This window comes from Streptomyces hygroscopicus subsp. hygroscopicus, assembly GCF_001553455.1.
In the GTDB taxonomy this organism is placed as follows: domain Bacteria; phylum Actinomycetota; class Actinomycetes; order Streptomycetales; family Streptomycetaceae; genus Streptomyces; species Streptomyces hygroscopicus.
Map to the genome: position 1 here is coordinate 1 of NZ_BBOX01000374.1, position 24,912 is coordinate 24,912.

A 24,912-nucleotide genomic window follows, 5' to 3' on the forward strand; every position below is an offset into this window, starting at 1 on the left:
GTCCAGCAGCCCGGTGCGCGCCGCCAGGGCCGCCGCCTCCAGCCGTGAGCCCACCCCCAGCTTCATCAGCACCCGCTGCACATGGGTGCGGGCCGTGCTGGGCGCGATCCCCATGCCCGCCGCGATCAGCCGGGTGTCCTCGCCCTCGGCGACCCGCACCAGCACCTCCACCTCGCGCGGGGTCAGCATGCGCAGCAGCCGGGCCCCCTCGTCGTCGGGCTGGGCCGCGGGGTTGAGCAGCTCCGCGAACGCCCCCTGGAGCAGTTGGGGGGCCACGGCCGCCTCGCCGGCCCGCGCCTTCATCATGGCGCGTTCGACACCCTCGATCCGCTCGTCGTGGCGCACGTAGCCGGACGCCCCGGCGGCGAAGGCGGCGGCTATGCCGCGCGGGCTCGGCACCGGGCCGAGCACCACGACCGCGACCTGCGGCCGCTCCTTCTTGATCCGCGCGACCGGGTCGAACACCCCCGGTTCGGCGGGTGACGCCGTTCCCAGCAGGCACACCTCCGGTGCCCGGCTCACCACCAGGTCCGCCGCGCCCGCGCTCGGTGCCGCCGCGGCGAGCACCCGGTGCCCGCGCAGCTTCAGCGCCGAGGCGAGCGCCTCCGCGAGCAGACGGTGATCGTCGACCACCATGAGTCGCACGCCCATGAGCTCCCCCTCATCGCTCAGGGGGGAAAGCTACACGCTTGTTCGACGTTGCGCGCCCCCTACCGGCCAGAAGCCCCTCGGAATGCCGAAATCCCGGCCATTCGTGCCTACTTGACATCCAGTTGGCGTCCGAATCGGATCGATGCGGCCGGGTTCCGTAAGGGCGCGCACCCCGGCGCTCCGCCGGTGCGCAAGCGGCGGCCCCGCCCGTACGGTGGGTACGTGCGGGGCCGCCGTGGGGCCGGGCCGTGGGGCCGGGCACCGGGGTCAGCTCGCGCCGAAGATGATCGCCAGCGGGTCGTCCTTGTCGTAGGCGCCCGAGGGCTTGGTCGCGTAGACGTCCCCCATGAAGAGGTGCTTCCCGGAGTAGATGATCTCCGAGTAGCTGGTGCTGAACTTCGACTCCATCTCGTGGGTGTCGACGGGGTTCTGCAGCAGCTTGGTCTTGGCGTACGACTTGGGGTCGATCCGCCAGACCGCGCCGCCGGCCTCCCAGGTGCTCTCCTGGTAGGCGAGGACGGAACCGTCCTCGTCGAGCCCGAGCGGGGTGAGCGCTGCGCCCTTGACCCCGTCGGTTTTCCCGATCGGCTTGCCGGTCTTCAGGCTGAAGGCCACGACCTCGTTGGCCGTCGCGGCGCTGGAGTCGGTGCGGTCCTCCGAGCCGAGGAAGAGGGCGTCGGCCGACTTGCTGATGGCGACCTTCCGGCAGCCCTCCACGTTGGTCGACTCGCACTTGGCGTCGTACTTGCCGTTCTCGGTGCCGATCTTGCTGATCACCTTGCCGGTCTTGGCGCTGTCGTCGATGGCCAGGAAGTCCGAGACCGCCGAGCCGGTCGAGTCGCCGGCGTCGACGCCGATCACCAGCGGGTCGACCGAGGCGACGTGGACGTAGTCGATGCCCTGCGAGACCTTGTAGGCCGACTTCACCGCGCCGGTCTTCGGGTTCAGCGTCTGGACCTGCATCTGCGGGTTGTCGTACTCGCCGCAGCGGCGCACCGCGACCAGCTTGTCCTCGCCGCCCGCGTAACCGTCGTCCGAGCACTGCTCGCCCGACTTGGGCTTCCACAGCGCCTGGCCCGAGGTGGACCAGGCGGCGCCGCCGCTGGTGCCGCCCGCGGCCACGGTGCCGCCACCGATGGTGACCTCGTCGAAGCGGACCTTCTCGTCACCCTCCTTGACGTTCCGGTGCCAGAGCATCTTGCCGTTCTTGAGGTCGAGCAGCCCGACCTCGGTGCAGCTGGGGTACTTGTCCTTGGCCGACGGCTTGGCCTCCTGGTAGAGGACCGTGGTCAGGCCGTCCTCGGTGAGGTGGTCCGAGGACCAGCAGACCGCACCGTCCAGCGGGATCGTCCACTTGGCGTCGCCGCCGCTCAGCGGATATCCGACGATCTTGTAGACCCCGGCCTTCACGAAGGTGTCGTCGGTGGCCCACATGCCCTCGACGGTGACCTGGTCGGAGACCTTGGGCATCGGGACCTTGTCGAGCAGCTTGGCGTCGATGGCCTCGGCGGGCTTGTCCTTGCCGCCGCTGGAGCCTTTCGAGGTGCCCTGGCTGGACTGCTTGCCCCCGCCCTTGGCCTCGCTGCCGCCGCCGTCGTCCTTGGTGGCGAACCATATGCCGCCGCCGATGACCAGCGCGACGGCGACCACGGCGCTGACGATGACCGCCATGCGCTGCTTGGACCGGCCGGGGCCGCCCGGACCGGGGGCGCCGGGGTACTGGGGCTGCGGCGGCTGGCCGTACTGCTGCTGGCCGTACTGCTGCTGGCCGAACGGCGGCTGCCCGTACGGCTGCTGACCGTACTGCTGCTGGCCGGATGGGTACGGTGCGGGCGCGCCTGTCTGGCCCGGCTGGCCGTACCCCGGCTGCGCCGGGTAGCCGTAGCCGCCGGCGCCCTGCGGGGGCGTCTGCGGCGGGCCCGGCGGTGCCGACGGGGGCGGCGGCGGGGTCTGCGGCGGCTGGCCGGGTGCCTGCGGATAGCCGTAACCCTGCTGGCCCGGAGGCGGACTGGGCGGCTGCTGCGGATAGCCGTAACCGGGTTCCTGCGGCGCACCGAAGCCGCCCTGCGGCGGCTGACTGGGCGGCGGAGGCGGCTGTGACATGCGAAATCCTTCTGATGCGGGACCCATCGCCCGACCGGCCTCCCCCGCGATCCCGGTGGTCAATGCCCTCCGGGAAGGAGCGAATCGGACATGGAACCCCGCCAGTGAGCGGAAGGCAGGCGGGAGTTCTTTGTATCACCCGTAAGGGGTGAATAGGGATCAGTGTCCAGGTCATCGATCAGCTGAGACCGGCCTGTGACGCGACCGTTGCCACGGTGCGCGCCCCATGCCCACAGCCTCTTCACACGATGCTTTCAGGCCACTCATGGATCCCGGCCCGTCCGCTCCTCGGCTCAGCCGCTCATGCGTCGTCGGCCAGCTCCAGCCAGCGGGTCTCCAGCTCCTCCCGCTCCCCCGTCAGCTCGCGCAGCCGGCCGTCGAGCTCGGCGACCTTGGTGAAGTCCGTGGCGTGCTCGGCGATCCGCGCGTGCAGTTCGGACTCCTGCTCGCTGATCCGGTCCAGCCGCCGCTCGATGCGCTGCAGTTCCTTCTTGGCGGCGCGCTGCTCGGCGGCCGACCGCTGCCGGGCGGCCTGTTCGCCGGTCTTCTGCTTGGCGGGCGCGGCGGGGGCCGGGGCGGCCGCGGCCAGGACGCGCTGCCGCCGCTCCAGGTACTCGTCCACACCGCGCGGCAGCATCCGCAAGGTGGCGTCGCCCAGCAGCGCGAGGACCCGGTCGGTGGTGCGCTCGATGAAGTACCGGTCGTGGCTGATGACCACGAGCGAGCCGGGCCAGCCGTCGAGCAGGTCCTCCAGCTGGGTCAGGGTCTCGATGTCGAGGTCGTTGGTGGGCTCGTCCAGGAAGAGCACGTTGGGCTCGTCCATCAGCAGCCGCAGGATCTGCAGCCGACGCCGCTCACCGCCGGAGAGATCGCCGACCGGGGTCCACTGCTTCTCCTTGGTGAAGCCGAACTTCTCGCACAGCTGGGAGGCGGTCATCTCCCGGCCCTTGCCGAGGTCGACGCGCTGCCGCACCTGCTCGACGGCCTCCAGGACGCGCAGGTTCCGGTCGAGTTCGGCGACCTCCTGCGACAGATACCCGAGCCTTACGGTCTTGCCGACCGCGATCCGGCCCCCGGCGGGCTGCTGTTCGCCCTCGCTGCGGGCGGCCTCGGCGAGGGCGCGCAGCAGCGAGGTCTTGCCCGCGCCGTTCACGCCCACCAGGCCGATCCGGTCGCCGGGCCCCAGCTGCCAGGTCAGGTGCTTGAGCAGCACCTTGGGCCCGGCGGTGACCGTCACGTCCTCCAGGTCGAAGACGGTCTTGCCCAGGCGGGAGCCCGCGAACCGCATCAGCTCGGCGCTGTCGCGCGGCGGCGGCACGTCCGCGATCAGCGCGTTGGCCGCCTCGATGCGGAAGCGGGGCTTGCTGGTGCGGGCGGGGGCGCCGCGGCGCAGCCAGGCCAGCTCCTTGCGCATCAGGTTCTGCCGCTTGGCCTCCTCGCTCGCGGCGATGCGCTCGCGCTCGGCGCGGGCGAAGACGTAGTCGCTGTAGCCGCCCTCGTACTCGTGGACGGCGCCGCGCTGGACGTCCCACATCCGGGTGCAGACCTGGTCGAGGAACCAGCGGTCGTGGGTGACGACCACCAGGGCCGAGCGGCGGGCCCGCAGATGCCCGGCCAGCCAGGAGATGCCCTCGACGTCGAGGTGGTTGGTGGGCTCGTCCAGGACGATCAGGTCCTGTTCGGCGATCAGCAGCTTGGCGAGCGCGATACGGCGGCGCTCACCGCCGGACAGCGGGCCGATGACGGTGTCGAGCCCCTGGGGGAAGGCGGGCAGGTCCAGCCCGCCGAACAGCCCGGTGAGCACATCCCGGATCTTGGCGTCACCGGCCCACTCGTGGTCGGCGAGATCGCCGATCACCTCATGGCGGACGGTGGCCTGGGGGTCGAGGGAGTCGTGCTGGGTGAGCACGCCCAGCCGCAGATCACCGGCGTGGGTGACGCGGCCGTCGTCGGCGGGCTCCAGCTTGGCGAGGATCCGGATGAGCGTGGTCTTGCCGTCGCCGTTGCGCCCGACGACGCCGATGCGGTCGCCCTCGTTGACTCCGAGGGAGACGCCGTCCAGCAGCGCACGGGTGCCGTACACCTTGCCGACGGATTCAACGTTGACCAGGTTGGTCGCCATCACACTCCATTACGCGGATCGATCGGCATCCCAGGGTAGTCGCCGCGCGGGGCGGCCTCGCTCAGACGTCCACCAGCCGCGCCCCGGGGACCGGGCCGGAGGTGACCCGGACCGTACGGCAGGTGCCGGAGGCGGCCAGCGCGCCCGCCACCGCCTGCGCGCCCTCGGCGTCCTTGGCCAGGAAGGCGCAGGTCGGGCCGGAACCGGAGACGAGCGAGGCGAGCGCGCCCGCGTCCGCGCCGGCGCGCAGGGTGTCGGCGAGCGCGGGGCGCAGCGAAAGCGCGGCCGGTTGCAGGTCGTTGGCGACGGCGGCGGCCAGCGCGGTGGCGTCGCCGGTGCGCAGGGCGGCCAGCAGCGCCGGGGAGGGTTCGGGGTCGGGGACGTCGGCGGCGCTCGCGCCCGCGCCGGACGCCTCGCGCAGCCGGTCGCATTCGCGGTAGACGGCCGGGGTGGACAGTCCGCCGTCGGCCACGGCGAACACCCAGTGGAAGGTGCCGCCGGTCTCCAGCGGGGTCAGCAGCTCGCCCCGGCCACGGCCGAGGGCCGCGCCGCCGACGAGGCTGAAGGGGACGTCGCTGCCCAGGGCGGCGCAGATCTCCAGCAGTTCGGCGCGGGTCGCCCCGGTGCCCCACAGCGCGTCGCAGGCCAGCAGCGCCCCGGCGGCGTCCGCGCTGCCGCCCGCCATACCGCCCGCGACGGGGATGTCCTTGACGATGTGGAGGTGGACGCCGGGCGCGACGCCGTGCCGCTCGGCGAGGGCGAGGGCGGCGCGGGCGGCCAGGTTGGTGTGGTCCAGCGGCACCTGGCCGGCGTCCGCGCCCTCGACGGTGATGCGGAGGGTGTCGGCGGGGGCGGCGGTGACCTCGTCGTGCAGCCCGACGGCGAGGAAGACGTTGGCCAGGTCGTGGAACCCATCGGGGCGCAGTCCGCCGACCGCGAGCTGAACGTTGACCTTGGCGGGCACACGGGCGGTCACGGGGCGGGTCACGGAAGCGGGCTCCTTCGCGTACGGATCGGGTGTGCGGTCGGGTGCGGATCGACTGTGCGGTCGGCTGCGGTCGGCTGCGGTCGGCTGCGGCCATTGTCGCGCCCGGCGCCCCGGGCTGGGGCGGGGCCTCGGTGCGGGACGGGCTGGGGTGCGGGGCGGGTCTTGGCGCGGGACGGACGTGAGTGGGCGACGGGCTCAGTGCCGGGCGGACTCCGGCGCCGAGCGGGATCTGGGTTGGGCTGAATCTGCGCTGGACGCACTCTGGGCGGGCTTCGGTGCGGGACGGGCCCGGACCCTGCGCGGGCTCGAACCGTGAGCGGGCCCGGACCCTGGACGGGCCCGGACCCGTGATCCGCTGGGGGCCGGGGTGGGCCCGGAACCCGGGGCGGGCCCGGAGCGGCGATCCGCGCGCCCGGGGGCGGGCGCGTGCCCCGGGACAGGACGGGCCCGGACCCGCGATCCGCGGGGGCCCGGGTCCGGGACCGGGTCCGGGTCCGCCCCAGAGCCCGGGGGCGGGCGCGGGCCCTGGACGCGGCTCAGTGCGTCGCGGCCGGCGGGCGGTGCTCGGCGATCGCGGCGAAGTCCTCCACCGTCAGCGACTCGCCGCGCGCCTGCGGGGAGACCCCGGCGGCCTTGAGGGCCTCCTCGGCGCCCCCCGCCGAACCGGCCCAGCCCGCGAGCGCCGCCCGGAGGGTCTTGCGGCGCTGGGCGAACGCCGCGTCGACCACCGCGAAGACCTCGTCCCGGGTGGCGGTGGTGCGCGGCGGCTCGTCCCGGCGTATCAGCGAGACCAGGCCGGAGTCGACGTTGGGGGCGGGCCAGAAGACGGTGCGGCCGATCGCGCCCGCGCGCTTGACGTGGGCGTACCAGGCCGCCTTCACGGAGGGGACGCCGTAGACCTTGGAGCCGGGTGGCGCGGCGAGCCGGTCGGCGACCTCGGACTGGACCATGACCAGGGTCCGCTCGATGGTCGGGAAGCGCCCGAGCATGTGGAGCAGCACGGGCACGGCGACGTTGTACGGCAGGTTGGCGACCAGGGCGGTCGGGGCGGGGCCCGGCAGTTCGGTCACCCGGAGGGCGTCGCTGTGCACCAGCGCGAAGCGGTCGGCGCGGTGCGGCAGCCGGGCCGCGACGGTCGCGGGGAGGGCGGCGGCGAGGACGTCGTCGATCTCCACGGCGGTGACCCGGTCGGCGGCCTCCAGCAGCGCGAGGGTCAGCGAGCCGAGTCCGGGGCCGACCTCGACGACCACGTCCTCGGGGCGCACCTCGGCGGTCCGGACGATCCGGCGGACCGTGTTGGCGTCGATGACGAAGTTCTGGCCGCGCTGTTTGGTGGGGCGTACGCCGAGCCGGGCCGCGAGTTCGCGGATGTCCGCGGGGCCGAGCAGGACGTCGGGGTCGGTGGGGCTCACCGTGGAAGTTTATGGCGCCCCGCCGACGGCCCGGTCCACCGCCCGTTACTGAACGGCCCGGTCCACCGCCCGTTACTGGTGGAGCTTGCGGCCGCAGGTGGGCCAGGGGCTCGTGCCGCGCTGCTGGTAGAGCTTCTTGGCCCGGTAGGTCTGCTCGGCCGGGGGCGCGTCCTGGGGGCGGCCGTGGCCGCCGAGGGCGTGCCAGGTGCCCTGGTCGAGCTGGTAGAGGCCGCCGTAACGGCCGGAACCGTCGACCGCGTCCGGCCGGCCGCCGGATTCGCAGCGCGCCATCGCCCGCCAGTTGAGCCCGTCCGCCGGGCCGCCCGCCGCCGTGGGGGGCGGGGTCATGGTGCCGACCCGGACGATCCGGGGGACGGGCGCCTTGACGATCTCGCTGCGGATCTTCCGCGGGCGCTGCCGTACGCCGTTGACGGCGCGCACCCGGTAGGTGGTGCGCAGGGTGCCCGGTTCGCCGACCCGTGCCACGATCTCGGTGCCCTTGGGGAGGGTGGGGTCGGCGCGGCGGACGGTGGTGAAGGGCACCGGCTCGTCGCGGGCCTCCTCGCCGCCGGTGATCCGCATCACCGTCACCGTCTGGCCGTCGCGCGGGAAGCTGTCCTGGGGGACGGAGGTGGTGTCCTGGCCGCGCAGGGTGAGCCCGGCGGCGGCGAGGGCCTCGCCGACGGTGGCCGCGTTGGTGCGGATGGTGTGCGCGTGCCCGTCGGCGAGGAAGGTGACGGTGCGCTCGGTGCGGACGTGCAGGAGCAGCCCGCGGCGGGTGATGGCGGCGGAGCGGGAGGCGGACAGGTACGCGCCCTCGGCATGTACGCCCAGTTGGCGCAGTGCGCCGTCAACCGTGTGGGCGGTGGTCCACACCCGGCGGCGCTCCCCGTCGAGGGTGAGGGTGACCGGGCGGCCGTAGCGGACGGCGACCTCGGTGCCGCTGGCGAGCCGTTCCCCGGGCGCGGGGGCGACGATGTCGTGGGCGCCGACGGGGACGTTCTCGTCCCGCAGCAGTTCGCCCACGTCGTCGGCGTAGGTGTGCAGGGTGCGCCGGTCGCCGTCGACGCTGAGCCGTACCGCCTTGTCCTGGGCCACGAAGGCGGAGGTGCCGCCGGCCAGGGCGGCGACCACCAGGGCCTGCGGCAGCAGCCGGCGCACCGGGTCGGTCCGGCCGGTGGCGCGTCCGCGCCGGGCGGCTCGGCGGGCGGCGGCACGGCCGCCCGGGACGCGGTGGCTGCCCGCGGGGCTCACGACATCACTCCGGTAACACTCCACAGGTCCACTGGTCAGGGCGTTGGGTTCCGGGACTGTAGCGGAGTGCGGGTGACTCTCCCAAGGAAGATCATCACGCAGTGTGATCACCTTCCCCGGGTGGTCACCGCCCTCAGTAGCCGAAGACGCGCGCCGTATTGGCTGCTACGGCGGTCGCCAGGATGTCCTCGGGGACGCCCTTGACCTCGGCCATGGCCCGCAGGGTGAGCGGAATCAGATAGGGGGCGTTGGGCCGTCCGCGGTACGGGACGGGGGTCAGGAACGGCGCGTCGGTCTCGACGAGGACGAGGTCGAGCGGGGCCACGGCGAGGGCGTCGCGCAGCGGCTGGGCGTTCTTGAAGGTGACGTTGCCGGCGAACGACATGTAGTAGCCGCGCTCGGCGCAGATCTCGGCCATGGCCGCGTCGCCGGAGTAGCAGTGGAAGACGACGGTGTCGGGCGCGCCCTCCTCGGCGAGCACCCGAAGGACGTCGTCGTGGGCCTCGCGGTCGTGGATGACCAGGGCCTTGCCGTGGTCCTTGGCGATGGCGATGTGGCGGCGGAAGGAGCGCTCCTGGGCGGCCATGCCCTCCGGTCCGGTGCGGAAGTGGTCCAGGCCGGTCTCGCCGACGCCCCGCACCTGGGGGAGGGCGGCGAGGGCCGCTATCTCGTCGAGGGCCGCGTCCAGGGCGGTGTCGCCGCCGGGCTCCCGCGCCCCCTGCCGGGACCAGCCGTCGGGGTCGCCCAGGACGATGCGCGGGGCCTCGTTGGGGTGCAGGGCCACGGTGGCCCAGACGCCCGGGTGCGCCGCCGCGGTCTCGGCCGCCCATCGGGACCCGGCCAGATCGCACCCCACCTGGATGACGGTGCGCACGCCGACCGAGGCGGCCTTGGCCAATGCCTCCTCGACGGTGCCCGTCTGCATGTCCAGGTGGGTGTGGGAATCGGCGACCGGGACCCGCAGGGGCTCCGGCAGCGGAGGCGGCACGTCCTTTTCCTTTTGCGTGCCGCTCGCCTTGCCGCTGCCGCCGGGAGTCGATGCTGTTTTCGCCATGGACGCGATTCTATGAATCCCGGTGAATGTGCGGTGAATCACGCCCGGCCGCTCAGTTGACCCGCTTACGGCTCATCTGAACGGGATCGTTCTCAGTGGCGGTGGTGCTGAAAGGGATGCAGCAGATTCGCCAGATGCCAATGGTGCGTACGGCGTCGGGCGGGGTCCTCGTTTTCCGGTGCGCGATCCGCCGCGGCGCCGGGCGCGGATTCCGGCGCGCCGGTGTCCGCCCGCCGGTCCCCGGCGGTGCGCGGCCTCCCGCGCCGCGCACTCTCCAGGGCCGAGGAGACCTGGCCCGCGCGCATGATCCGCACCAGATGCGCACCGCAGTTGACGCAGTCGGGGCTCGTCAGCGGGGAGGGGACGCGCCGGCCGCCGGTGAAGTAGACGACGTAGGCACGGCCCTCGCCGTCCACGTGGTGTTCGATGTCGTAGGACCGCTCCCAGCCGTGTCCGCACTTCATGCAGGCGAAAGCGTAAGCCTCGTGGGCCACCTCGCCGGACGGGCCGGAGGGGGTGTGGGCGGCTATCGGATGGGCACCGCTGGACGTTTCCGCTATATCGCTCATGGCAGCTCCTCTTGTCACCCAGGACAAGTCTTCCGGGGTGGGATCGCCCCGGGTGTTCCCCACCCAGTGGACGCCTTTCCCGGCGCTGCCGCACCGGGCCTTCCCTCCCTTTGAGCGAGATTTGGGAACCGCGTTCCCAAACTGCCCGGAAACGGCCCGGCAAGTAACCTGCGCTTTGCCTTTCTCTACGGTGCTTTACCTTCGTACGGGGCACTTCCGGCCGCGTTCTTCGCCGCCACCACGGCGTCGAACACCTGCCGTTTGGGCACCCCGGCCTCCTGCGCGACCGCCGCGATGGCCTCCTTGCGGCGCTCACCGGCCGCCTCGCGCACCGCGACCCGGCGGGCCAGCTCGGCGGGGTCCGCCTCCTCGGGACCGGGCGCCGCGGCGCCCTCGACCACGATGGTGATCTCGCCGCGCACGCCCTCCCGCGCCCAGGCGGCCAGCTCCGCCAGCGGGCCGCGCCGCACCTCCTCGTACGTCTTGGTCAGCTCCCGGCACACCGCGGCGCGACGGTCCGCGCCGAACACCTCGGCCATGGCCGCCAGGGTGTCGTCCAGCCGGTGCGGGGCCTCGAACCAGACCAGGGTGCGGCGCTCGCCGGCGACCTCGCGCAGCCGTGCCAGCCGCTCCCCCGCCTTGCGCGGCGGGAAGCCCTCGAAGCAGAAGCGGTCCACCGGCAGCCCGGAGACCGCCAGGGCGGTGAGCACCGCGGACGGTCCGGGCACCGCGGTGACGGTGATCCCGCGCTCCACGGCGGCGGCGACCAGGCGGTAGCCGGGGTCGGAGACCGAGGGCATGCCCGCGTCGGTGACCAGCAGCACCCGGGCGCCCTGGGCCAGCGTCTCGACCAGCTCGGGGGTACGGGCGGACTCGTTGCCCTCGAAATAGGACACCACCCGGCCGGCCGGGCGCACCTCCAGCGCCTGGGTGAGGCGGCGCAGCCGCCGGGTGTCCTCGGCGGCGATCACGTCGGCGGCCATGAGTTCGGCGGCCAGTCTCGGGGGCGCGTCCGCCGTGTCGCCGATGGGGGTACCTGCCAGTACGAGCGTTCCAGTCACGCCCACCATCCTCGCAGCCGGCCGCGGCCGGCTGCGCCGTCACCGCCCAGGGCACGAATCCCCGGTTCGCCGCCTTTCCCCGCCACACTCACAGACCCCTTCCCTACGATGGCCCGGTGAGCAGTGACACCGCGACCCACGCCCAGCCGGGCAGAGCCACCGGCCAGCAGCCGCCGGCCTGGCAGCTCCGGCTGCGCCGCTTCGGATACGCGGGCCGCACCCGGCCCGGCGTACGGCAGCGGCTGGTCCCGCCGTACGCGGAGCCGGGCACCCGGCTCTGGCAGATCCTCGGCGCGACCCCCTCGGCGGCGGCCAGAATCGCCCGCTGGAGCGGCTGGGGCGGGCCGCTGCTCGTCGCGCTGTGCGCCGGGCTGATGCGCTTCTGGCGGCTGGGCAGCCCGGACAACGTCATATTCGACGAGACGTACTACGCCAAGGACGCCTGGTCGATCTGGGAGTACGGCTACGAGGGCACCTGGCCGAAGAACGCCAACGACCGGATCCTCGACACCCCGCAGCACATCCCGCTCGGCGACGCGGCCTCGTACGTGGTGCACCCGCCGGTGGGCAAGTGGGTCATCGGGCTCGGCGAGCAGTTCTTCGGGCTGCACCCGTTCGGCTGGCGGTTCATGGTCGCGCTGCTCGGCACCCTCTCGGTGCTGATGCTGTGCCGGATCGGGCGGCGGCTGTTCCGGTCGACGTTCCTCGGCTGTCTCGCGGGCGCGCTGATGGCCGTGGACGGGCTGCACTTCGTGATGAGCCGCACGGCGCTGCTCGACCTGGTCGTGATGTTCTTCGTGCTGGCCGCCTTCGGCGCGCTGCTCGTCGACCGGGACCAGGCGCGCGCCCGGCTGGCGGCGGCGCTGCCGGCCGGTGAGGACGGCACGGCGCGGCCGGACCCGGCGGTCGCCCAGAGCCTGAGGCTGGGCCCGCGCCCGTGGCGGATCGCGGCCGGGGTCCTGCTGGGCCTGGCCATCGGCACCAAGTGGAACGGGCTGTACGTCCTGGCGGCCTTCGGCCTGATGGCCGTCCTGTGGGACGTGGGCGCACGCCGTACCGCGGGCGCCGCCGGCCCCTACCGGGCGGTGCTGCGGCGCGATCTGGGCTGGGCGTTCCTGTCGCTGGTGCCCGTGGCGGTCGTCACCTACATCGCCTCCTGGTCGGGCTGGTTCGCCGCGAGCGGCACCTTCGACCGGGTGCGCGGCTGGCGGCACAGCGGTTACTTCCGTCACTGGGCCGAGTCCCGGAAGCCGGACGGCGGCGGCTACGGCACCGGCGGCGCCTTCGACTGGCTGCTCAATCCGCTGCGCAGCCTGTGGCACTACGAGTCCGAGGTCTACAAGTTCCACGTCGGCCTGGACTCACCGCATGTCTACCAGTCCAACCCGTGGAGCTGGCTGGTGCAGTCCCGCCCGGTCTCGTACTTCTACGAGTCCCCGCGGGCGGGCCAGGACGGCTGCCCCAAGGACGCGGCCGAGAAGTGCGCCCGCGAGGTGCTGGCCATCGGCACCCCGCTGCTGTGGTGGGCGGCCTGCTTCGCGCTGCTGTACCTGCTGTTCCGGTGGGCGCTGCGGCGGGACTGGCGGGCGGGCGCGATCCTGTGCGGGGTGGCCGCGGGCTATCTGCCGTGGTTCCTCTACCAGGACCGGACGATCTTCTCCTTCTACTCCGTCGTCTTCGTGCCCTTCCTGTGTCTGGCGGTGGCGATGATGATCGGCGCGCTGCTGGGGCCGCCGGGGGCGAGCGAGACCCGCCGGGTGGTCGGCGCGGTCGGTTCGGGCGCGCTGGTCCTGCTGATCATCTGGAACTTCATTTATTTCTTCCCGCTCTACACCGGCCAGACGATCCCCATGGACGCCTGGCGGGCCCGGATGTGGCTGGACAGCTGGATCTGACCCCCTGCCCCCGCACCTGGCGGCCGTGAGGGCGCGGGGGCCCCGCGGGATGCCGGTAGAGTGCCGGGCACCGCGGCCTCCATCGACTGGTGGGGGGAATCGAGAACACAGTGGGGGTTCTGCAATGCGGAGTGGCGCGAGAGCCGCGATCGTCGGTGCGGTGTTCGCCGCCATGGTCGGTGTGGCCGGTTGCGGCAGCGGCCAGGACGGGGCGTCCGGCCCGAAGGACGGTGCGAGCGCCGGCTCGGGTGACGACAAGCCGTCGCTGAAGAAGGTGAAGACCGGCCCGCCCAGCGCGGCCGAGGTCACGGCCACCGCCCGCGCGTTCCTGACGGCCTGGTCGGCGGGCGAGACGGCGAAGGCGGCCGCCCTGACGGACAACGGCGACGCGGCCACCGCGGCGCTGCGCGGGTACCGCGAGAAGGCCCATGTGAGCAAGGTGGAGCTGCGGCCGGGGCAGGCGAGCGGCGCGAAGGTGCCGTTCTCGGTCAGCGCCCGGATCTCCTACGCCGGTGAGAGCGCCCCGTGGACGTACGACTCCTCGCTGACCGTGACGCGCGACACCACGACCGGCAAGCCGGTCGTCGCCTGGAAGCCCTCGGTGGTCCACCCCGGCCTCGGCGAGGGTGACACGCTGAAGACCGGTGCGGCCGAGGCGCCGCCGATCAAGGCCGTGGACCGCGACGGCAAGGAGCTGACCGCGGCCGAGCACCCGACCCTCAAGACCGTCCTGGCCTCGCTGCGCGAGCGGTACGGCAAGAAGGCGGGCGGCACGGCGGGCGTGGAGACCTGGATCGCCCGCGGCAAGGGCGCCAAGTCCCCCGACAAGACGCTGAAGGTGCTCTCCAAGGGCACCCCGGGCACGCTCCGCACCACGATCGACGCCTCGCTCCAGCGCACCGCCGAGCAGCAGGTGAACAAGCGCGCCAAGGCGTCGGTGGTGGCGGTCAAGCCCAGCACCGGCGAGATCCTCGCGCTGGCCAACTCCCCCGCGAGCGGCTTCAACACCGCTCTCCAGGGCTCGTACGCACCGGGCTCGACGATGAAGATCATCACCTCGGCGACGCTGATCGACAAGGGACTCGCGGCCTACGGCAAGGCCCATCCGTGCCCCAAGTACTTCTCCTACGGCGGCTGGAAGTTCCAGAACGACGACAAGTTCGAGATCAAGAACGGCACCTTCGAGCAGAGCTTCGCCCGCTCCTGCAACACGGCCTTCATCAGCCAGGCGGGGAAGCTGAAGAACGACGACCTGACCAAGGAGGCCCGGGACGTCTTCGGCATCGGGCTCAACTGGCAGACCGGCGTGCCCACCTTCGACGGCTCGGTGCCGGTGCAGTCCGCGGCCTCCAAGGCCGCTTCGCTGATCGGCCAGGGCGGGGTGCGGATGAACCCGCTCAACATGGCGTCGGTCGCGGCCACCGCCTCCACCGGCACCTTCCGCCAGCCGTACCTGGTCTCGCCGTCGCTGGACAACCGGACGCTGGCCAAGGCGAGCAGGACGATGAAGGCCGGCACCAAGGACCAGCTGCGCAAGCTGATGCGGCTGACGGCCACCTCCGGCACCGCCGCCGAGGCGATGGCCGGGATGAGCGGTGACTTCGGCGCCAAGACCGGTTCGGCCGAGGTGGACAACCAGGAGAAGCCCAACGGCTGGTTCAGCGCCTACCGCAACGACCTCGCCGCCGCCGGTGTGGTCCCCGCGGGCGGCCACGGCGGCGACACGGCGGGCCCGATCGTGGCGGCGCTGCTGCGCGCGGGCGGCTGAGGCCGGCTCCGGTACCGGCACGGGAGCCGGGCGGGCGCGGATGACCCCGTGCCCGCCCGGCTCCTCGCTGTGCGGCCGGTCAGCCGAGCGCGTGGCCCGTGGTGCTGTCCACGTGGCCGGGGGTCTCGCCCTCGTGGCGGTCCCCGGTCGTGCTGGTCCCCGAGGGCTCGAACATCAGGATCGACCCGCCCGGCGACGACGGCTTGTGCTCGGTGCCCCTGGGGACCACGAAGGTGTCGCCCCGGTGCAGCACCACCGTGGTCTCCGCGCCGTCGGCGTCCCGGAGGGCGATGTCGAACCGGCCGTCGAGGACCAGGAAGAACTCGTCGGTGTCGTCGTGCGCGTGCCAGACGTGCTCGCCCAGGGTGTGGGCGATCCGGACGTCGTAGTCGTTCACCCGGGCCACGATCCGGGGGCTGTAGACATCGTCGAAGGAGGCCAGCGCCTTGTGGACGTTCACGGGTTCGGTATCCATGGCCCGATCCTCCCCGGGCCCCCGGGCGGCGTCTTGGACGCCGGTGCGGTCCGGCGAAATGTCCTGGCGTGGCCCTCGGACCCGCGGATAGCGTCGTTCCATGGCCCATACCACCCCTGACACCGCGGCCCATCCCCGCTTCGCCGACGCCCTGCGCGAACTCGGCCTGGACGTCGAGGTACGCCGCTTCCCCGACGCCACCCGCACCGCCGCCGAGGCCGCCGCGGCCATCGGCTGCGAGCTGAGCCAGATCGTCAAGTCGCTGGTCTTCGAGGCGGACGGGCAGCCGGTGGTGGTGCTGCTGGACGGGGCGTCGCGGGTCGACGTCGAGCTGGTACGGCAGGAGCTGGGCGCCGAGAGGGTCCGCCGGGCCAACGCGGCGCTGGTGCGGGAGACCACCGGCTACGCCATCGGCGGGGTGCCGCCCTTCGGCCACCGCACCCGCACCCGCGTCCTGGCCGACCGCCGGCTGCTGGACCACGCGACCGTATGGGCCGCCGCGGGCACCCCGCACACCGTCTTCCCGCTCGATCCCCCGACGCTGATCGCCCATGCCGAGGGCACCCTGGTGGATGTGCGCGAGCGGCCCGCATGACCCCGCTCGTCGCGGCCGCGGTGCTCATCGCGGCCGTCACTCACGCGAGTTGGAACGCCATCGCGCACGGCATCAGGGACCAGCTGCTCGCCTTCACGCTGGTGGGCGGCGGCGGGATGCTGGGCGGACTGGCGCTGCTGCCGTTCGCCCCCGCGCCCGCGGCGGACGCCTGGCCGTATCTGCTGGCCTCCGCCGCCGTTCACGTGGTCTATCAGCTGCTGCTCATGCGCTCGTTCCACCTGGGCGACTTCGGCCAGATGTATCCCATCGCACGCGGCACCGCGCCGCTGGTGGTGACCGTGGCCGCCGCGGTCTTCGTCGGCGAGCGGCCGGACCGCTGGCAGGCGGCGGGGATCGCGCTGGCCTCGGCGGGGCTGGTGGGCGTGGCGCTGTGGGGCATCCGCGGCTCCCTCCGCCCCGCGACCGGCGAGTCCGGCGGGGGCGACGGGAATGGCGGGCGTGGCGGGAACGGCGAGTCCGGCAGGGAGGGCGGGGGCGGCGGGAACGGCGAGTCCGGCAGGGAGGGCGGGGGCAGCGGGAACGGCGGGGGGCCTCAGTGGCTCGCCCTTACGGCAGCCGTGGCCACCGGGCTGTCCATCGCCTCGTACACCGTCGTGGACGGACTGGGCGTGCGCTCCTCCGGCAGCCCGCTCGGCTACATCGCCTGGCTGATGATCCTGGAGGGCCTGGCGATCCCCGCCTGCGCCCTGGCGGTCCGGCGCGGTGCGCTCCTCGGGCAGCTGCGCCCGGTCGCGGCGCGCGGACTGCTCGGCGGGCTACTGTCGGTCCTCGCCTACGGCCTGGTCCTGTGGGCCCAGACCCGGGCCGAACTGGCCCCGATCGCGGCGCTGCGCGAATCGTCGATCATCGTGGGCGCGGCCATAGGGGCGCTGTTCTTCAAGGAGGGGTTCGGTGCTCCGAGGATCGCGGCGGCGGGGCTGATGGTGGCGGGCATCGGGCTGATGCTGCACGCCGGCTGACCCCGCGCTCCGCTTCCCCGTGCCCGGGTAGGCGACCATCCCCTCGTTCCCGCCGTGTGGTGGCCCCGTACTCCCTCGCCCCCGCATAGCGTTGGTGGCCTCGCCCCGCGCCGGTCCTCCCGGGACGCCCCCGGGTAGCGCCCGATCGGGGCGGGGGCTTTCTCGTGTGGGGACTCCAGCCCGCGGTCCCCATGTCGGGGCCGGAGTCCCTGCCCTGCGGCCGACGGCCGCGCCTGGCTGCACCGACCGCAGGGTGTCTGGAAGGGTGGGCCGCCGGCGCGAAGTCGTGCCCGGGGCGGGGGACCCCGGGCCGTCGGCGGCCCACCCGGTCTATCGGGCCGGGTCCCCGGCCACGCAGAGGTAAACCGCGAGCGCCAGCAGCAGCGGGACAGCGCTGAGGGCCAGGCCCAGCCGGGCGGCGCGGAAGGCGAGCAGCGCCGCTCGCTCGGCCGGGGGGCTGCCGGCGGTGCCTCATCCGGCACCTCCCGCGCGCTCCTGCCCAGCCCGGCGGCCAGGGGGGCGACTGCTCGGGCTGGTCCTGGCGGACGCCCGTCACTGTGGGGTACCGGGTAGTGCCGCACGTGGTGCAGACGGCTGGCCAGGGCTCTCTGGCGAACCCCGGGTACTCCGTGAGGGGCCGGTACCCGGCCGCACGGAGAATCTCACCGGCGCGGGCCGCCCTCTGCGCCGGGGTGGCCCTGCGATGGTGGCTCAGCCACTCGCGCATCACCGCTCCCCCCGAAAGGCCGTCGAGTAGGCGTCCAGGAGCCGCTGGCCGGTCTCGCACTCGCCCGTCCTGCACGCTTCGCACCCCGCGGCATGGCCGATGGCCGCGCGCCACGCGTGCTCTGTGGTGCAGTTGGGGTCACAGGCCCACAGGGGGTAGGTGGTGAGGGTGGGGCCCTGACTGACGGTGACCGTGCCGAGCGGGCGGTCCCCGGTGAGCAGCGTGCCGCACAGGGCGCAGCGCCAGCCCAGGAGTTGCTCGCGGGTGAGGGCGGCCGGGTCGATACCGGCCGGTCCCGGTCCCGGTGCCGTGATGACCGGCTCGCTCCTCTTCATCGGCGCCCCTCGTGCGCGGTCGCGGGTGCCCTGGTGAGGGTCCGGAGGTGTTGACCTGTGGGGTAGAGCGGTGCGTGAGTGGGGCAGGCGTAGATGATCTTGCCGACGTGGTTGCCGCGGGCCTCCACGTCGACCGGGATGGGTTCGTCAGTGGGCAGCTGGCAGCGGTAACAGAGCTGGCGGCCCTCGGGCATGAGTCCGTACTCGGCGCGGTCGGCCTCGGCCAGGGCTCCCCGCAGGCGGTGGGCATCGGTCAGGTAGTGATCGGGCCCCAGGGGCACGCGCCAGTGGGAACCGGGGCCCGTCGTCCAGGAGACGGGCGGTACGCCGAGGTAGGTCCGCTCGTCGGCGAGTTCTGTGAGGACGCGGACCCCTCGCAGATGCCAGCTCGTCGTGGACCCTACGGCGATGAGCCAGTACAGGGCGCCGTGGTAGTCCTGGATCACGGCGCCGGTCTCGTCGCCGAGCGTCTTGAAGGCGCGTTCGCCGATGTTCGCCGGGGCCTTGACGGCGTCCCACCATGTGCCGACGGGTAACGGCTCTACGTCCACGGCGGGCGGTGGTGTCCACGGCAAGGCTCTGGTCGTCACGTCGGGCTCCCCTGCGGATGATCTGCGAGGGGCGGCGCTGGCCAGTGTCCTGGCGGGAGCGTAGGCCAGCGCCGCCGTGATGCAGATCACGCTAAGTGTGCGCGCGATCACTGCCCAGTGACGAAGTGCACCAGACGCTGAGCCGGTTATGACGCGTCTAGGACGTCACGTCCTAGTCAGAGAGCGGGCTCAACCCCGAGTCGGGCAGCCAGCCCTCGCAGTCGGGTGTTCCGGCGCCTCTCCTCCTCGCGCATCTCCAACACCGTGGTCCTCGCGAGCATCTGATACCGGATCCATTCGGGCTGGTCAGCTTCCACCTCGAGCAGCGTGTCCAATGCTCCCTCGCTGTTGCCCGTCTGGTACTGAGCCTGAGCCACGTCCAGGCGGTGGGCAGCCAGATGCACCGGGCGCTTGATCAAGTCGCGGCGCACATCTCCGGACGCCTCCAGAGCCTTCTCCGCGTCCGGCTCACTGCCTGCCATGGCGATGTTGACGATCTGCGTCTTGACGTCCACCGGAGAGAAGGCGGTTCCGTACACGCGCACGGCCCCAGACCGGACGGCCGCAGCCTCAGCGAAGTTGAGGTACTGATCAGCTTCGTCCTTCTGATCCCGTCGCGCGGCAGGCGTGGCCGCCGCCATCAGCAGGTTCCCGTACACCGCGTACTGAGCGCTCGTGCCGCGCCGCATGGACGGCTCCAGCGCATCCGCCTTCCGCTCCGCGACCGACTGGGCTTCCTCCCACCGGCCCTGACGCAGCAGCACCCACGACAAAGTGGAGACGCCCATCCCCTCCATCAGCGGATCAGACGCGCGCTGTGCCGCATGCAGCTGTTTCTCCACGGCTTCGAAAGCCCAGTCGGGATGCCCGACCTGCGCCGCGAGGCTGGCCGCAAGCTGGTACGCCAGCGCAAGCTGGTTCCAGACCTGCTCGACGAGTGCGCCGGTCGTCTCCCGAGCCACTGCGCGCCCGTCCCGAAGGAGGAGAGGGAGGGAGTGCGCGAGTTCGCTGTACGCCCCTTCCCAGTAGAGCCTGGTGGCCGTCCGGACCTGACCCATCCACGACTCAGCGGAGGGCGGGTCCTCGTCGAGATCTCCAGAAGGCACGCCTGGCAAAGCGCTGATGTCCTGGATGGCATCACGCAAAGCGATCAGTCCGCCGTCGCCGTCAGGGAGTTCTGTGGTCACGGTGGGCTGCCCCAGTAGTCGGTCCAGCTCGGTATCGAGGGCCCTCGCCAGCTTCCGGAGAGTGCCCAGGCGTGCCGACTGCCGGACGTTCTGCTCCAGCTTTCGGATGGTGTCGACGTGGACACCTGACCGTTCGGCCAGCTGCTCCTGGGTGACGTCGCGGTAGCGCCGGAGCTCGCTCAGGCGGTCGCCAATGGTCTTGCTGCTCATGATGTACCCCCGCCAGAAGGTCTTTCGGCCACGGTACGCCGCGCGGGCACGATCAGGGGAGGTTGAACCCGAAAGATCCCCCCCAGCCCGTGGGCCAGAGGGGGCGCGGGACCCTTATGCTCCGGCCGACGACGAGCACGCCAAGCTCGCCGCGCTCGACGGCGACGAGCACGCTGCCCAGTGGACTCGCTGGCGCGACGCCGCCGCAGAGAGCCAGGTCGCTGTCACCGAGCACTCCAAGGAGAACGGGCTCAACCTGCGGCTGACCAACGTCGATACGAGCGAGCCCTGGGAGGGCCGTTACGACGACGCCTCGCTGGGCGCCTCCCCATGACCGGCGACATGCCCGAAGGCCCTGCGTACCGCCACGTTCGTGGTCGTGATGCCGCCGTCCACGGGGAGCGTGATCCCGGTGATCCAGGCGGCGTCGGAGGAGGCGAGGAAGGTGATGGCGGCGGCGATGTCGGTGGGTTCGCCGACCCGGCCGAGCGGATAGACCTCGGCGGCGCGGCGCAGGGTGTCCTCCTTGCCGTCCCAGCCGGGGGTGCGGATGGTGCCGGGGGCCACGAGGTTGACGCGGACGCCCCGTCCGGCGGCGTGCGCGGCCAGCGTGCGGGTGAGGCTGCTCAGGCCCGCCTTGGCGGCGCTGTAGGCGTGGTTGCCGAAGTCCTGGATGCCGTTGACCGAGCCGACGTTGACGATCGCGCCCCGGCCGCCCGCGGCGGCCAGATGCGGCAGCGCGGCGCGGGAGCAGCGGAAGGCGCCGCCGAGGGTGACATCGATGTCCTGCTGCCAGGCATCGTCCGGCTGGTCCTCGAACAGCGGGGTGTCGGCATGACACGAGTGGGCGCTGTTGACCAGGACGTCCAGCCTCCCGAAGCTCCTTACGGCGTGCGCCACGGCCGCCTCGGCGTCCGCCCGCCGGGCCGCGTCGCAGCCCAGCGACTCGGCCTCGCCGCCGTCGGCCCGTATGGACGCGGCGGCCTTCGCGGCCCGTTCGCCGTCCAGGTCGGTGATCAGCACCCGGGCGCCCTCGTCGGCGAAGCGACGGGCGGTCACCTCCCCGATCCCGCGTCCCGCGCCGGTGAGCATGACCGCATAGCCCTCGAATCTCCGCACCCTGTGCCCCTTCTCGTCGGCTCCGGGACCGCCGCCGCCCCGTGACGGCGCGTCCGCCGGAGATCCTGCCCGGCCCCGGCATGATCCTCACGCGCGGGACGTTGCACCATAAGAAGAAAACACGCTCGGGTCGGCATGGCGGGAGTCGGATCAGTGGTGGACGTCCAGGGCACGGTGGCCGACGGTTTCGAACCGGTCCGGGACGCTTTCGCGGCGAACTTCGCCCGGCACGGTGAGCGCGGCGCGGCGTTCGTCCTCTACCGGGACGGCGAGAAGGTCGTCGACCTGTGGGGCGGTGCGAAGACCCCGGACGGCGACGGCCCCGGGGACGCCGGAGCGTCCGGGGGTGATGCCGGAGTGTCCGGGGGCGCGGAGGCATCCGGGAACGCCGGGGCTTCCGGTGATTCCGGTGATTCCGGTGATTCCGGTGATTCCGGTGATTCCGGTGATGACGGTGCTTCCGGTGATTCCGGTGATGACGGTGCTTCCGGAGGCGGGGGCGGCCGTGAGCCGTGGACCCAGGACACCGCCCAGGTCGTCCGGTCGGTCACCAAGGGCGTCGCCGCCGCCGTACCGCTGCTGCTGCACCAGCGTGGCCAGCTGGACCTGGACGGCCGGGTCAGCACCTACTGGCCGGAGTTCAAGGCGGGCGGCAAGGAGCGGGTGCTGGTGCGGCATCTGCTCGCGCACCGCACCGGCGTGCCCGTCCTCGACACCCCGCTGACCCCCGCCGAGGCCATCGACGGCGTATCCGGGCCGCTGGCCGTCGCCGCCCAGCGCCCCGTGTGGGAGCCCGGCACGGCGCACGGTTACCACGCCCAGACGTACAGCTGGCTGCTGAGCGAGCTGGTGCGCCGGGTCACCGGGCGGACCATCGGGCGCTGGATCGCCGAGGAGATCGCCCGCCCGCTCGGGCTCGACCTGTGGCTGGGGCTGCCCGAGGAGCAGCGGGGGCGGGTCGGCCGGATCGCGGCGGTGGAGGCTCCCGCCGCGCCCGCCGCCCAGGGGCCGCGGCTGCGTCCCAAGCGGTCGGTCGCCGAGGCGTACCAGGACCCCGAGTCGCTGACCCGGCGGGCGTTCGCCGCGATCACCCCGCTGCCGGACGAGAACGACCCGGCCTATCTCGCCGCGGAGTTGCCCGCCTCGGGCGGGGTGGCGACCGCCGAGGCGCTGGCCCGTTTCTACGCGGCGCTGATCGGCCCGCTGCCGTCGGCCCGTACGGCCCGCTCGGGCGGCAGGCTCTTCGCCCCGGCGACGTTGACGATGGCCCGGACGGAGGAGTCCGCGGGTCCGGACCAGGTCCTCGTCGTCGGCACCCGGTTCGGACTGGGCTACATGCTGCACGGCCCGGCCTGCCCGATGCTGGGGCCGGGTTCGTTCGGCCATCCGGGGCGCGGCGGCTCCCTCGCCTTCGCCGACCCGGAGGCGCGCATCGGCTTCGCCTACGTCACCAACGGTATGCGGCGCGGTGTCACCGCGGACCCGCGTGCGCAGGCGCTGGTGCGCGCGGTGCGGACCAGTCTGGCGGCGCTGGAGGCATAACGGCCGGAGGGGGCCGCAGATGCGGCCGGGCGCCGCGACGGAGGGGCGTCACCGCGCGCCCCGGACCCCTCCCTCGCGGCCCCATGCGGCCCCGTGCGGTACGAAGCCGTACCGGGGCAGCGCGACGTCCCCTACCGAGCGGTCAGGGGACGCAGAAGCTGATGGATCGTCAGCGTTCGTCAGACGCCGTGGAACCGTGTCTACACGATGGCGCCCGACGCTGGTCGGGGAGGACGTCAACCCCTACGCATTGCGGCAGGCGTGGCCGTCCTGCCAGTGTCCCCGCCACCGGGAGGAGAACGCCGCCCACCGCTTCCGGCGTACCTGAGACGGCCGTCAGCAACCGCGTCCGCGCACGGGTGAGCGGACCGCCCCGTCACCCCACCGGAAACACCGGCATCCTCACCTCACCGGAACCGTCACCGACCGGGGGTCGAAGCCGAACGGGAGCTCCAGCCGGTGCTCGCGCATCAGCTTCTCGTCGCACAGCAGCTCCTGCGTCCCGCCGTCCGCCGCGATCACCCCGCCGCTGAGCACCACGGAGCGCGGGCACAGCTCCAGCGCGTACGGCAGGTCGTGGGTGACCATCAGCACGGTCACCTCCAGGGACCGCAGGATGTCGGCGAGTTCGCGGCGCGAGGCCGGGTCGAGGTTGGAGGAGGGCTCGTCCAGGACCAGGATCTCCGGCTCCATGGCCAGGACGGTCGCCACGGCCACCCGCCGCCGCTGCCCGAAGGACAGGTGGTGGGGCGGCCGGTCGGCGAACTCGGCCATCCCGACCCGCTCCAGCGCGCGGCGCACCCGCTCCTCCAGCTCCGTGCCGCGTATCCCGGCCGCGGCCGGGCCGAAGGCCACGTCCTCGCGCACGGTCGGCATGAACAGTTGGTCGTCCGGGTCCTGGAAGACGATGCCCACCCGGCGGCGGATCTCGGCCAGATGCGCCTTCGCCACCGGCAGCCCGGCGACCGTGACCGTACCGGCGCCCGCGGTGAGGATGCCGTTGAGGTGCAGGACGAGAGTGGTCTTGCCGGCGCCGTTGGGGCCGAGCAGGGCGACGCGCTCGCCGCGGGCCACGGTCAGATCGACGCCGAAGAGCGCCTGGTGGCCGTCGGGGTACGCATAGGCCAGACCGGAGACCTGGAGCGAGGGCGGGGCAGTGGCGGGGTCGGTCATACGAGCATCCATCCGGTCAGGCAGACCGCCAGCGCGGCCAGCGGGAGGGCGGCGGCGTACGTCCACTGGGCGCGGGACGCCGTCACATCGTCGATCACCGGCATGGTGCCCGTATAGCCCCGGCTGACCATCGCCAGGTGGACCCGTTCGCCCCGTTCGTAGGAGCGGATGAACAGCGCCCCGGCCGAGGTGGCGAGCACGCCCCAGTGACGCACCCCGCGCGCCTCGAAGCCACGCGACTGGCGGGCGATCCGCATCCGGCGCATCTCGTCGGAGATGACGTCCCCGTAGCGGATCATGAACGAGGCGATCTGCACCAGCAGCGAGGGCATCCGCAGCCGCTGCAACCCCAGCAGCAGGGCGCGCAGCTCGGTGGTGGACGCCAGGAGGACGGAGGCGGCGACGCCGAGGGTGCCCTTGGCGAGGATGTTCCAGGCGCTCCACAGCCCGGACTCGCTGAGCGACATCCCCAGGACCGTCACCCGCGGGCCCTCCGCGATGAACGGCATCAGCACGGCGAAGGCCACGAACGGGATCTCGATCAGCAGCCGCTTGAGCAGGTACCCGGCCGGTATCCGGGCCACCGCCGCGACCCCGCCCAGCAGCACCGCGTAGACCCCGAAGGCCCAGACGGCCTCGCGGGGCGTGGAGACGACGACCAGGACGAAGCAGAAGACGGCGGCGATCTTGCAGTGCGGAGGGAGGGCGTGCACGGGCGACCGTCCCTCCCGGTAGAGCTTGTGCGCGTGTCCCGCGCCCACGGTCAGCCCCGCTCGCTCTCGGCCGCCGCCCGGCGCCGCCGCACGACGATGAAGACCCCGGACCCGACGGCGAGGGTGGCCCCCACTCCGATCACCCCGGCGAGCCCGCCGGAGAGCCGGGCGTCGGAGATGTCCTTGACGCCGTAGTCGGCGAGCGGGGAGTCCTTGGCGGCGTGGTCCTCGGCCTTCTTGTCGATCCCCTTGTCATGGGCGACCTTCTCCAGCCCGTCGGGGCTGGCGGAGGCGTAGAAGCTGACGACCCCGGCGCAGAGCAGCGCCGCCGCGAGCCCGGCCCACCACACGCGCCGCGCGGACCGCTTCGGCGCGGCGGCGGGCACGGC

The 24,912-nt window shown here is 73.0% G+C and carries 22 protein-coding genes; 5 read left to right on the top strand and 17 right to left on the bottom strand.

Annotated features, from left to right (window positions below; translation table 11 throughout):
• The 9 genes from AXW62_RS31965 to rsmI all read right to left on the bottom strand — a co-directional run.
• Positions 1–651: helix-turn-helix transcriptional regulator (locus AXW62_RS31965; RefSeq protein WP_060947566.1), on the bottom strand; the 651-nt coding region annotated here is incomplete at its 3' end.
• A 267-nt stretch (positions 652–918) separates the two neighbouring features.
• The gene (locus AXW62_RS31970) at positions 919–2,754 is read right to left on the bottom strand and encodes a hypothetical protein (protein ID WP_060947567.1); all 1,836 of its coding nucleotides are present in this window, start codon (positions 2,752–2,754) and stop codon (positions 919–921) included.
• 301 nt (positions 2,755–3,055) lie between these two features.
• A complete protein-coding gene (locus tag AXW62_RS31975) occupies positions 3,056–4,876 on the bottom strand; it encodes an ABC-F family ATP-binding cassette domain-containing protein (RefSeq protein WP_030822087.1) in 1,821 nt (606 codons plus the stop codon).
• A 61-nt stretch (positions 4,877–4,937) separates the two neighbouring features.
• Positions 4,938–5,864, bottom strand: coding sequence for a 4-(cytidine 5'-diphospho)-2-C-methyl-D-erythritol kinase (locus AXW62_RS31980; RefSeq protein WP_060947568.1), 927 nt, complete (start codon positions 5,862–5,864; stop codon positions 4,938–4,940).
• A 536-nt stretch (positions 5,865–6,400) separates the two neighbouring features.
• Positions 6,401–7,276 carry a 16S rRNA (adenine(1518)-N(6)/adenine(1519)-N(6))-dimethyltransferase RsmA gene (gene rsmA / locus AXW62_RS31985; protein WP_060947569.1) on the bottom strand — a complete coding sequence of 292 codons (876 nt, stop codon included), beginning with the start codon at positions 7,274–7,276 and terminating at the stop codon, positions 6,401–6,403.
• Positions 7,277–7,348: 72 nt separating this feature from the next.
• Positions 7,349–8,554 carry a resuscitation-promoting factor gene (locus AXW62_RS31990; RefSeq protein ID WP_370682949.1) on the bottom strand — a complete coding sequence of 402 codons (1,206 nt, stop codon included), beginning with the start codon at positions 8,552–8,554 and terminating at the stop codon, positions 7,349–7,351.
• 109 nt (positions 8,555–8,663) lie between these two features.
• Positions 8,664–9,584, bottom strand: a complete 921-nt coding sequence (locus AXW62_RS31995) for a TatD family hydrolase (RefSeq protein WP_060947570.1) — start codon at positions 9,582–9,584, stop codon at positions 8,664–8,666.
• A 92-nt stretch (positions 9,585–9,676) separates the two neighbouring features.
• Positions 9,677–10,153: a hypothetical protein gene (locus AXW62_RS32000; protein ID WP_060947571.1), complete on the bottom strand. Its 477-nt coding sequence runs from the start codon at positions 10,151–10,153 to the stop codon at positions 9,677–9,679.
• 185 nt (positions 10,154–10,338) lie between these two features.
• A complete protein-coding gene (gene rsmI, locus AXW62_RS32005) occupies positions 10,339–11,214 on the bottom strand; it encodes a 16S rRNA (cytidine(1402)-2'-O)-methyltransferase (RefSeq protein WP_060947572.1) in 876 nt (291 codons plus the stop codon).
• A 116-nt stretch (positions 11,215–11,330) separates the two neighbouring features.
• Here rsmI and AXW62_RS32010 point away from each other — a divergent pair, with 116 nt between their 5' ends.
• Both AXW62_RS32010 and AXW62_RS32015 read left to right on the top strand, forming a co-directional pair.
• Complete coding sequence (locus AXW62_RS32010) at positions 11,331–13,109, top strand: dolichyl-phosphate-mannose--protein mannosyltransferase (protein WP_060947573.1); 1,779 nt, start codon at positions 11,331–11,333, stop codon at positions 13,107–13,109.
• Between the two features lie 124 nt (positions 13,110–13,233).
• On the top strand, positions 13,234–14,877 hold the full coding sequence (locus tag AXW62_RS32015; RefSeq protein ID WP_060947574.1) for a penicillin-binding transpeptidase domain-containing protein: 1,644 nt from the start codon (positions 13,234–13,236) through the stop codon (positions 14,875–14,877).
• Between the two features lie 79 nt (positions 14,878–14,956).
• Here the strand turns inward: AXW62_RS32015 and AXW62_RS32020 are convergent, their stop codons facing one another.
• Positions 14,957–15,352 carry a cupin domain-containing protein gene (locus tag AXW62_RS32020; protein ID WP_060947575.1) on the bottom strand — a complete coding sequence of 132 codons (396 nt, stop codon included), beginning with the start codon at positions 15,350–15,352 and terminating at the stop codon, positions 14,957–14,959.
• Positions 15,353–15,452: 100 nt separating this feature from the next.
• On the opposite strand from AXW62_RS32020, the gene AXW62_RS32025 reads away from it, so the two are divergent.
• Positions 15,453–15,947 carry a YbaK/EbsC family protein gene (locus AXW62_RS32025; RefSeq protein WP_060947576.1) on the top strand — a complete coding sequence of 165 codons (495 nt, stop codon included), beginning with the start codon at positions 15,453–15,455 and terminating at the stop codon, positions 15,945–15,947.
• Positions 15,944–16,927, top strand: coding sequence for an EamA family transporter (locus AXW62_RS32030; protein WP_060947577.1), 984 nt, complete (start codon positions 15,944–15,946; stop codon positions 16,925–16,927). The genes AXW62_RS32025 and AXW62_RS32030 overlap by 4 nt, the downstream gene beginning before the upstream one ends.
• Before the next feature lie 726 nt (positions 16,928–17,653).
• Here AXW62_RS32030 and AXW62_RS32035 read toward each other — a convergent pair.
• The 4 genes from AXW62_RS32035 to AXW62_RS32055 form a co-directional block, all read right to left on the bottom strand.
• Entirely contained in the window at positions 17,654–17,989 is a 336-nt protein-coding gene (locus tag AXW62_RS32035; protein WP_060947578.1) for a hypothetical protein, read from the bottom strand.
• Positions 17,986–18,579 (bottom strand): hypothetical protein, encoded by a 594-nt coding sequence (locus AXW62_RS40000; RefSeq protein WP_079115899.1) that lies wholly within the window; start codon positions 18,577–18,579, stop codon positions 17,986–17,988. The genes AXW62_RS32035 and AXW62_RS40000 overlap by 4 nt, the downstream gene beginning before the upstream one ends.
• Before the next feature lie 176 nt (positions 18,580–18,755).
• Positions 18,756–19,976 carry a helix-turn-helix domain-containing protein gene (locus AXW62_RS32045; protein WP_063817699.1) on the bottom strand — a complete coding sequence of 407 codons (1,221 nt, stop codon included), beginning with the start codon at positions 19,974–19,976 and terminating at the stop codon, positions 18,756–18,758.
• A gap of 300 nt (positions 19,977–20,276) precedes the next feature.
• Positions 20,277–21,095 (bottom strand): SDR family NAD(P)-dependent oxidoreductase, encoded by an 819-nt coding sequence (locus tag AXW62_RS32055; RefSeq protein ID WP_060947581.1) that lies wholly within the window; start codon positions 21,093–21,095, stop codon positions 20,277–20,279.
• Between the two features lie 135 nt (positions 21,096–21,230).
• Here AXW62_RS32055 and AXW62_RS32060 point away from each other — a divergent pair, with 135 nt between their 5' ends.
• A complete protein-coding gene (locus tag AXW62_RS32060; protein WP_252368816.1) occupies positions 21,231–22,637 on the top strand; it encodes a serine hydrolase domain-containing protein in 1,407 nt (468 codons plus the stop codon).
• 402 nt (positions 22,638–23,039) lie between these two features.
• Here the strand turns inward: AXW62_RS32060 and AXW62_RS32065 are convergent, their stop codons facing one another.
• The 3 genes from AXW62_RS32065 to AXW62_RS32075 form a co-directional block, all read right to left on the bottom strand.
• Positions 23,040–23,810: an energy-coupling factor ABC transporter ATP-binding protein gene (locus AXW62_RS32065; protein ID WP_030822030.1), complete on the bottom strand. Its 771-nt coding sequence runs from the start codon at positions 23,808–23,810 to the stop codon at positions 23,040–23,042.
• Positions 23,807–24,571 carry a cobalt ECF transporter T component CbiQ gene (gene cbiQ, locus AXW62_RS32070; protein WP_060947583.1) on the bottom strand — a complete coding sequence of 255 codons (765 nt, stop codon included), beginning with the start codon at positions 24,569–24,571 and terminating at the stop codon, positions 23,807–23,809. Before cbiQ ends, AXW62_RS32065 begins: the two co-directional genes overlap by 4 nt.
• Positions 24,572–24,573: 2 nt before the next feature.
• Positions 24,574–24,912, bottom strand: a 339-nt coding sequence (locus AXW62_RS32075) for a PDGLE domain-containing protein (RefSeq protein ID WP_174556459.1), incomplete at its 5' end; no start/stop codon positions are given.

Coding starts and splice junctions, on each gene's coding strand:
- AXW62_RS32045 (WP_063817699.1), bottom strand. CDS start 19,976: ATGAGCAGCAAGACCATTGGCGACCGCCTGAGCGAGCTCCGGCGCTAC.
- AXW62_RS31975 (WP_030822087.1), bottom strand. CDS start 4,876: ATGGCGACCAACCTGGTCAACGTTGAATCCGTCGGCAAGGTGTACGGC.
- AXW62_RS32065 (WP_030822030.1), bottom strand. CDS start 23,810: ATGACCGACCCCGCCACTGCCCCGCCCTCGCTCCAGGTCTCCGGTCTG.
- AXW62_RS32020 (WP_060947575.1), bottom strand. CDS start 15,352: ATGGATACCGAACCCGTGAACGTCCACAAGGCGCTGGCCTCCTTCGAC.
- AXW62_RS32030 (WP_060947577.1), top strand. CDS start 15,944: ATGACCCCGCTCGTCGCGGCCGCGGTGCTCATCGCGGCCGTCACTCAC.
- AXW62_RS32015 (WP_060947574.1), top strand. CDS start 13,234: ATGCGGAGTGGCGCGAGAGCCGCGATCGTCGGTGCGGTGTTCGCCGCC.
- AXW62_RS32060 (WP_252368816.1), top strand. CDS start 21,231: ATGGCGGGAGTCGGATCAGTGGTGGACGTCCAGGGCACGGTGGCCGAC.
- AXW62_RS32000 (WP_060947571.1), bottom strand. CDS start 10,153: ATGAGCGATATAGCGGAAACGTCCAGCGGTGCCCATCCGATAGCCGCC.
- AXW62_RS31995 (WP_060947570.1), bottom strand. CDS start 9,584: ATGGCGAAAACAGCATCGACTCCCGGCGGCAGCGGCAAGGCGAGCGGC.
- AXW62_RS32025 (WP_060947576.1), top strand. CDS start 15,453: ATGGCCCATACCACCCCTGACACCGCGGCCCATCCCCGCTTCGCCGAC.
- AXW62_RS32035 (WP_060947578.1), bottom strand. CDS start 17,989: ATGAAGAGGAGCGAGCCGGTCATCACGGCACCGGGACCGGGACCGGCC.
- AXW62_RS31970 (WP_060947567.1), bottom strand. CDS start 2,754: ATGTCACAGCCGCCTCCGCCGCCCAGTCAGCCGCCGCAGGGCGGCTTC.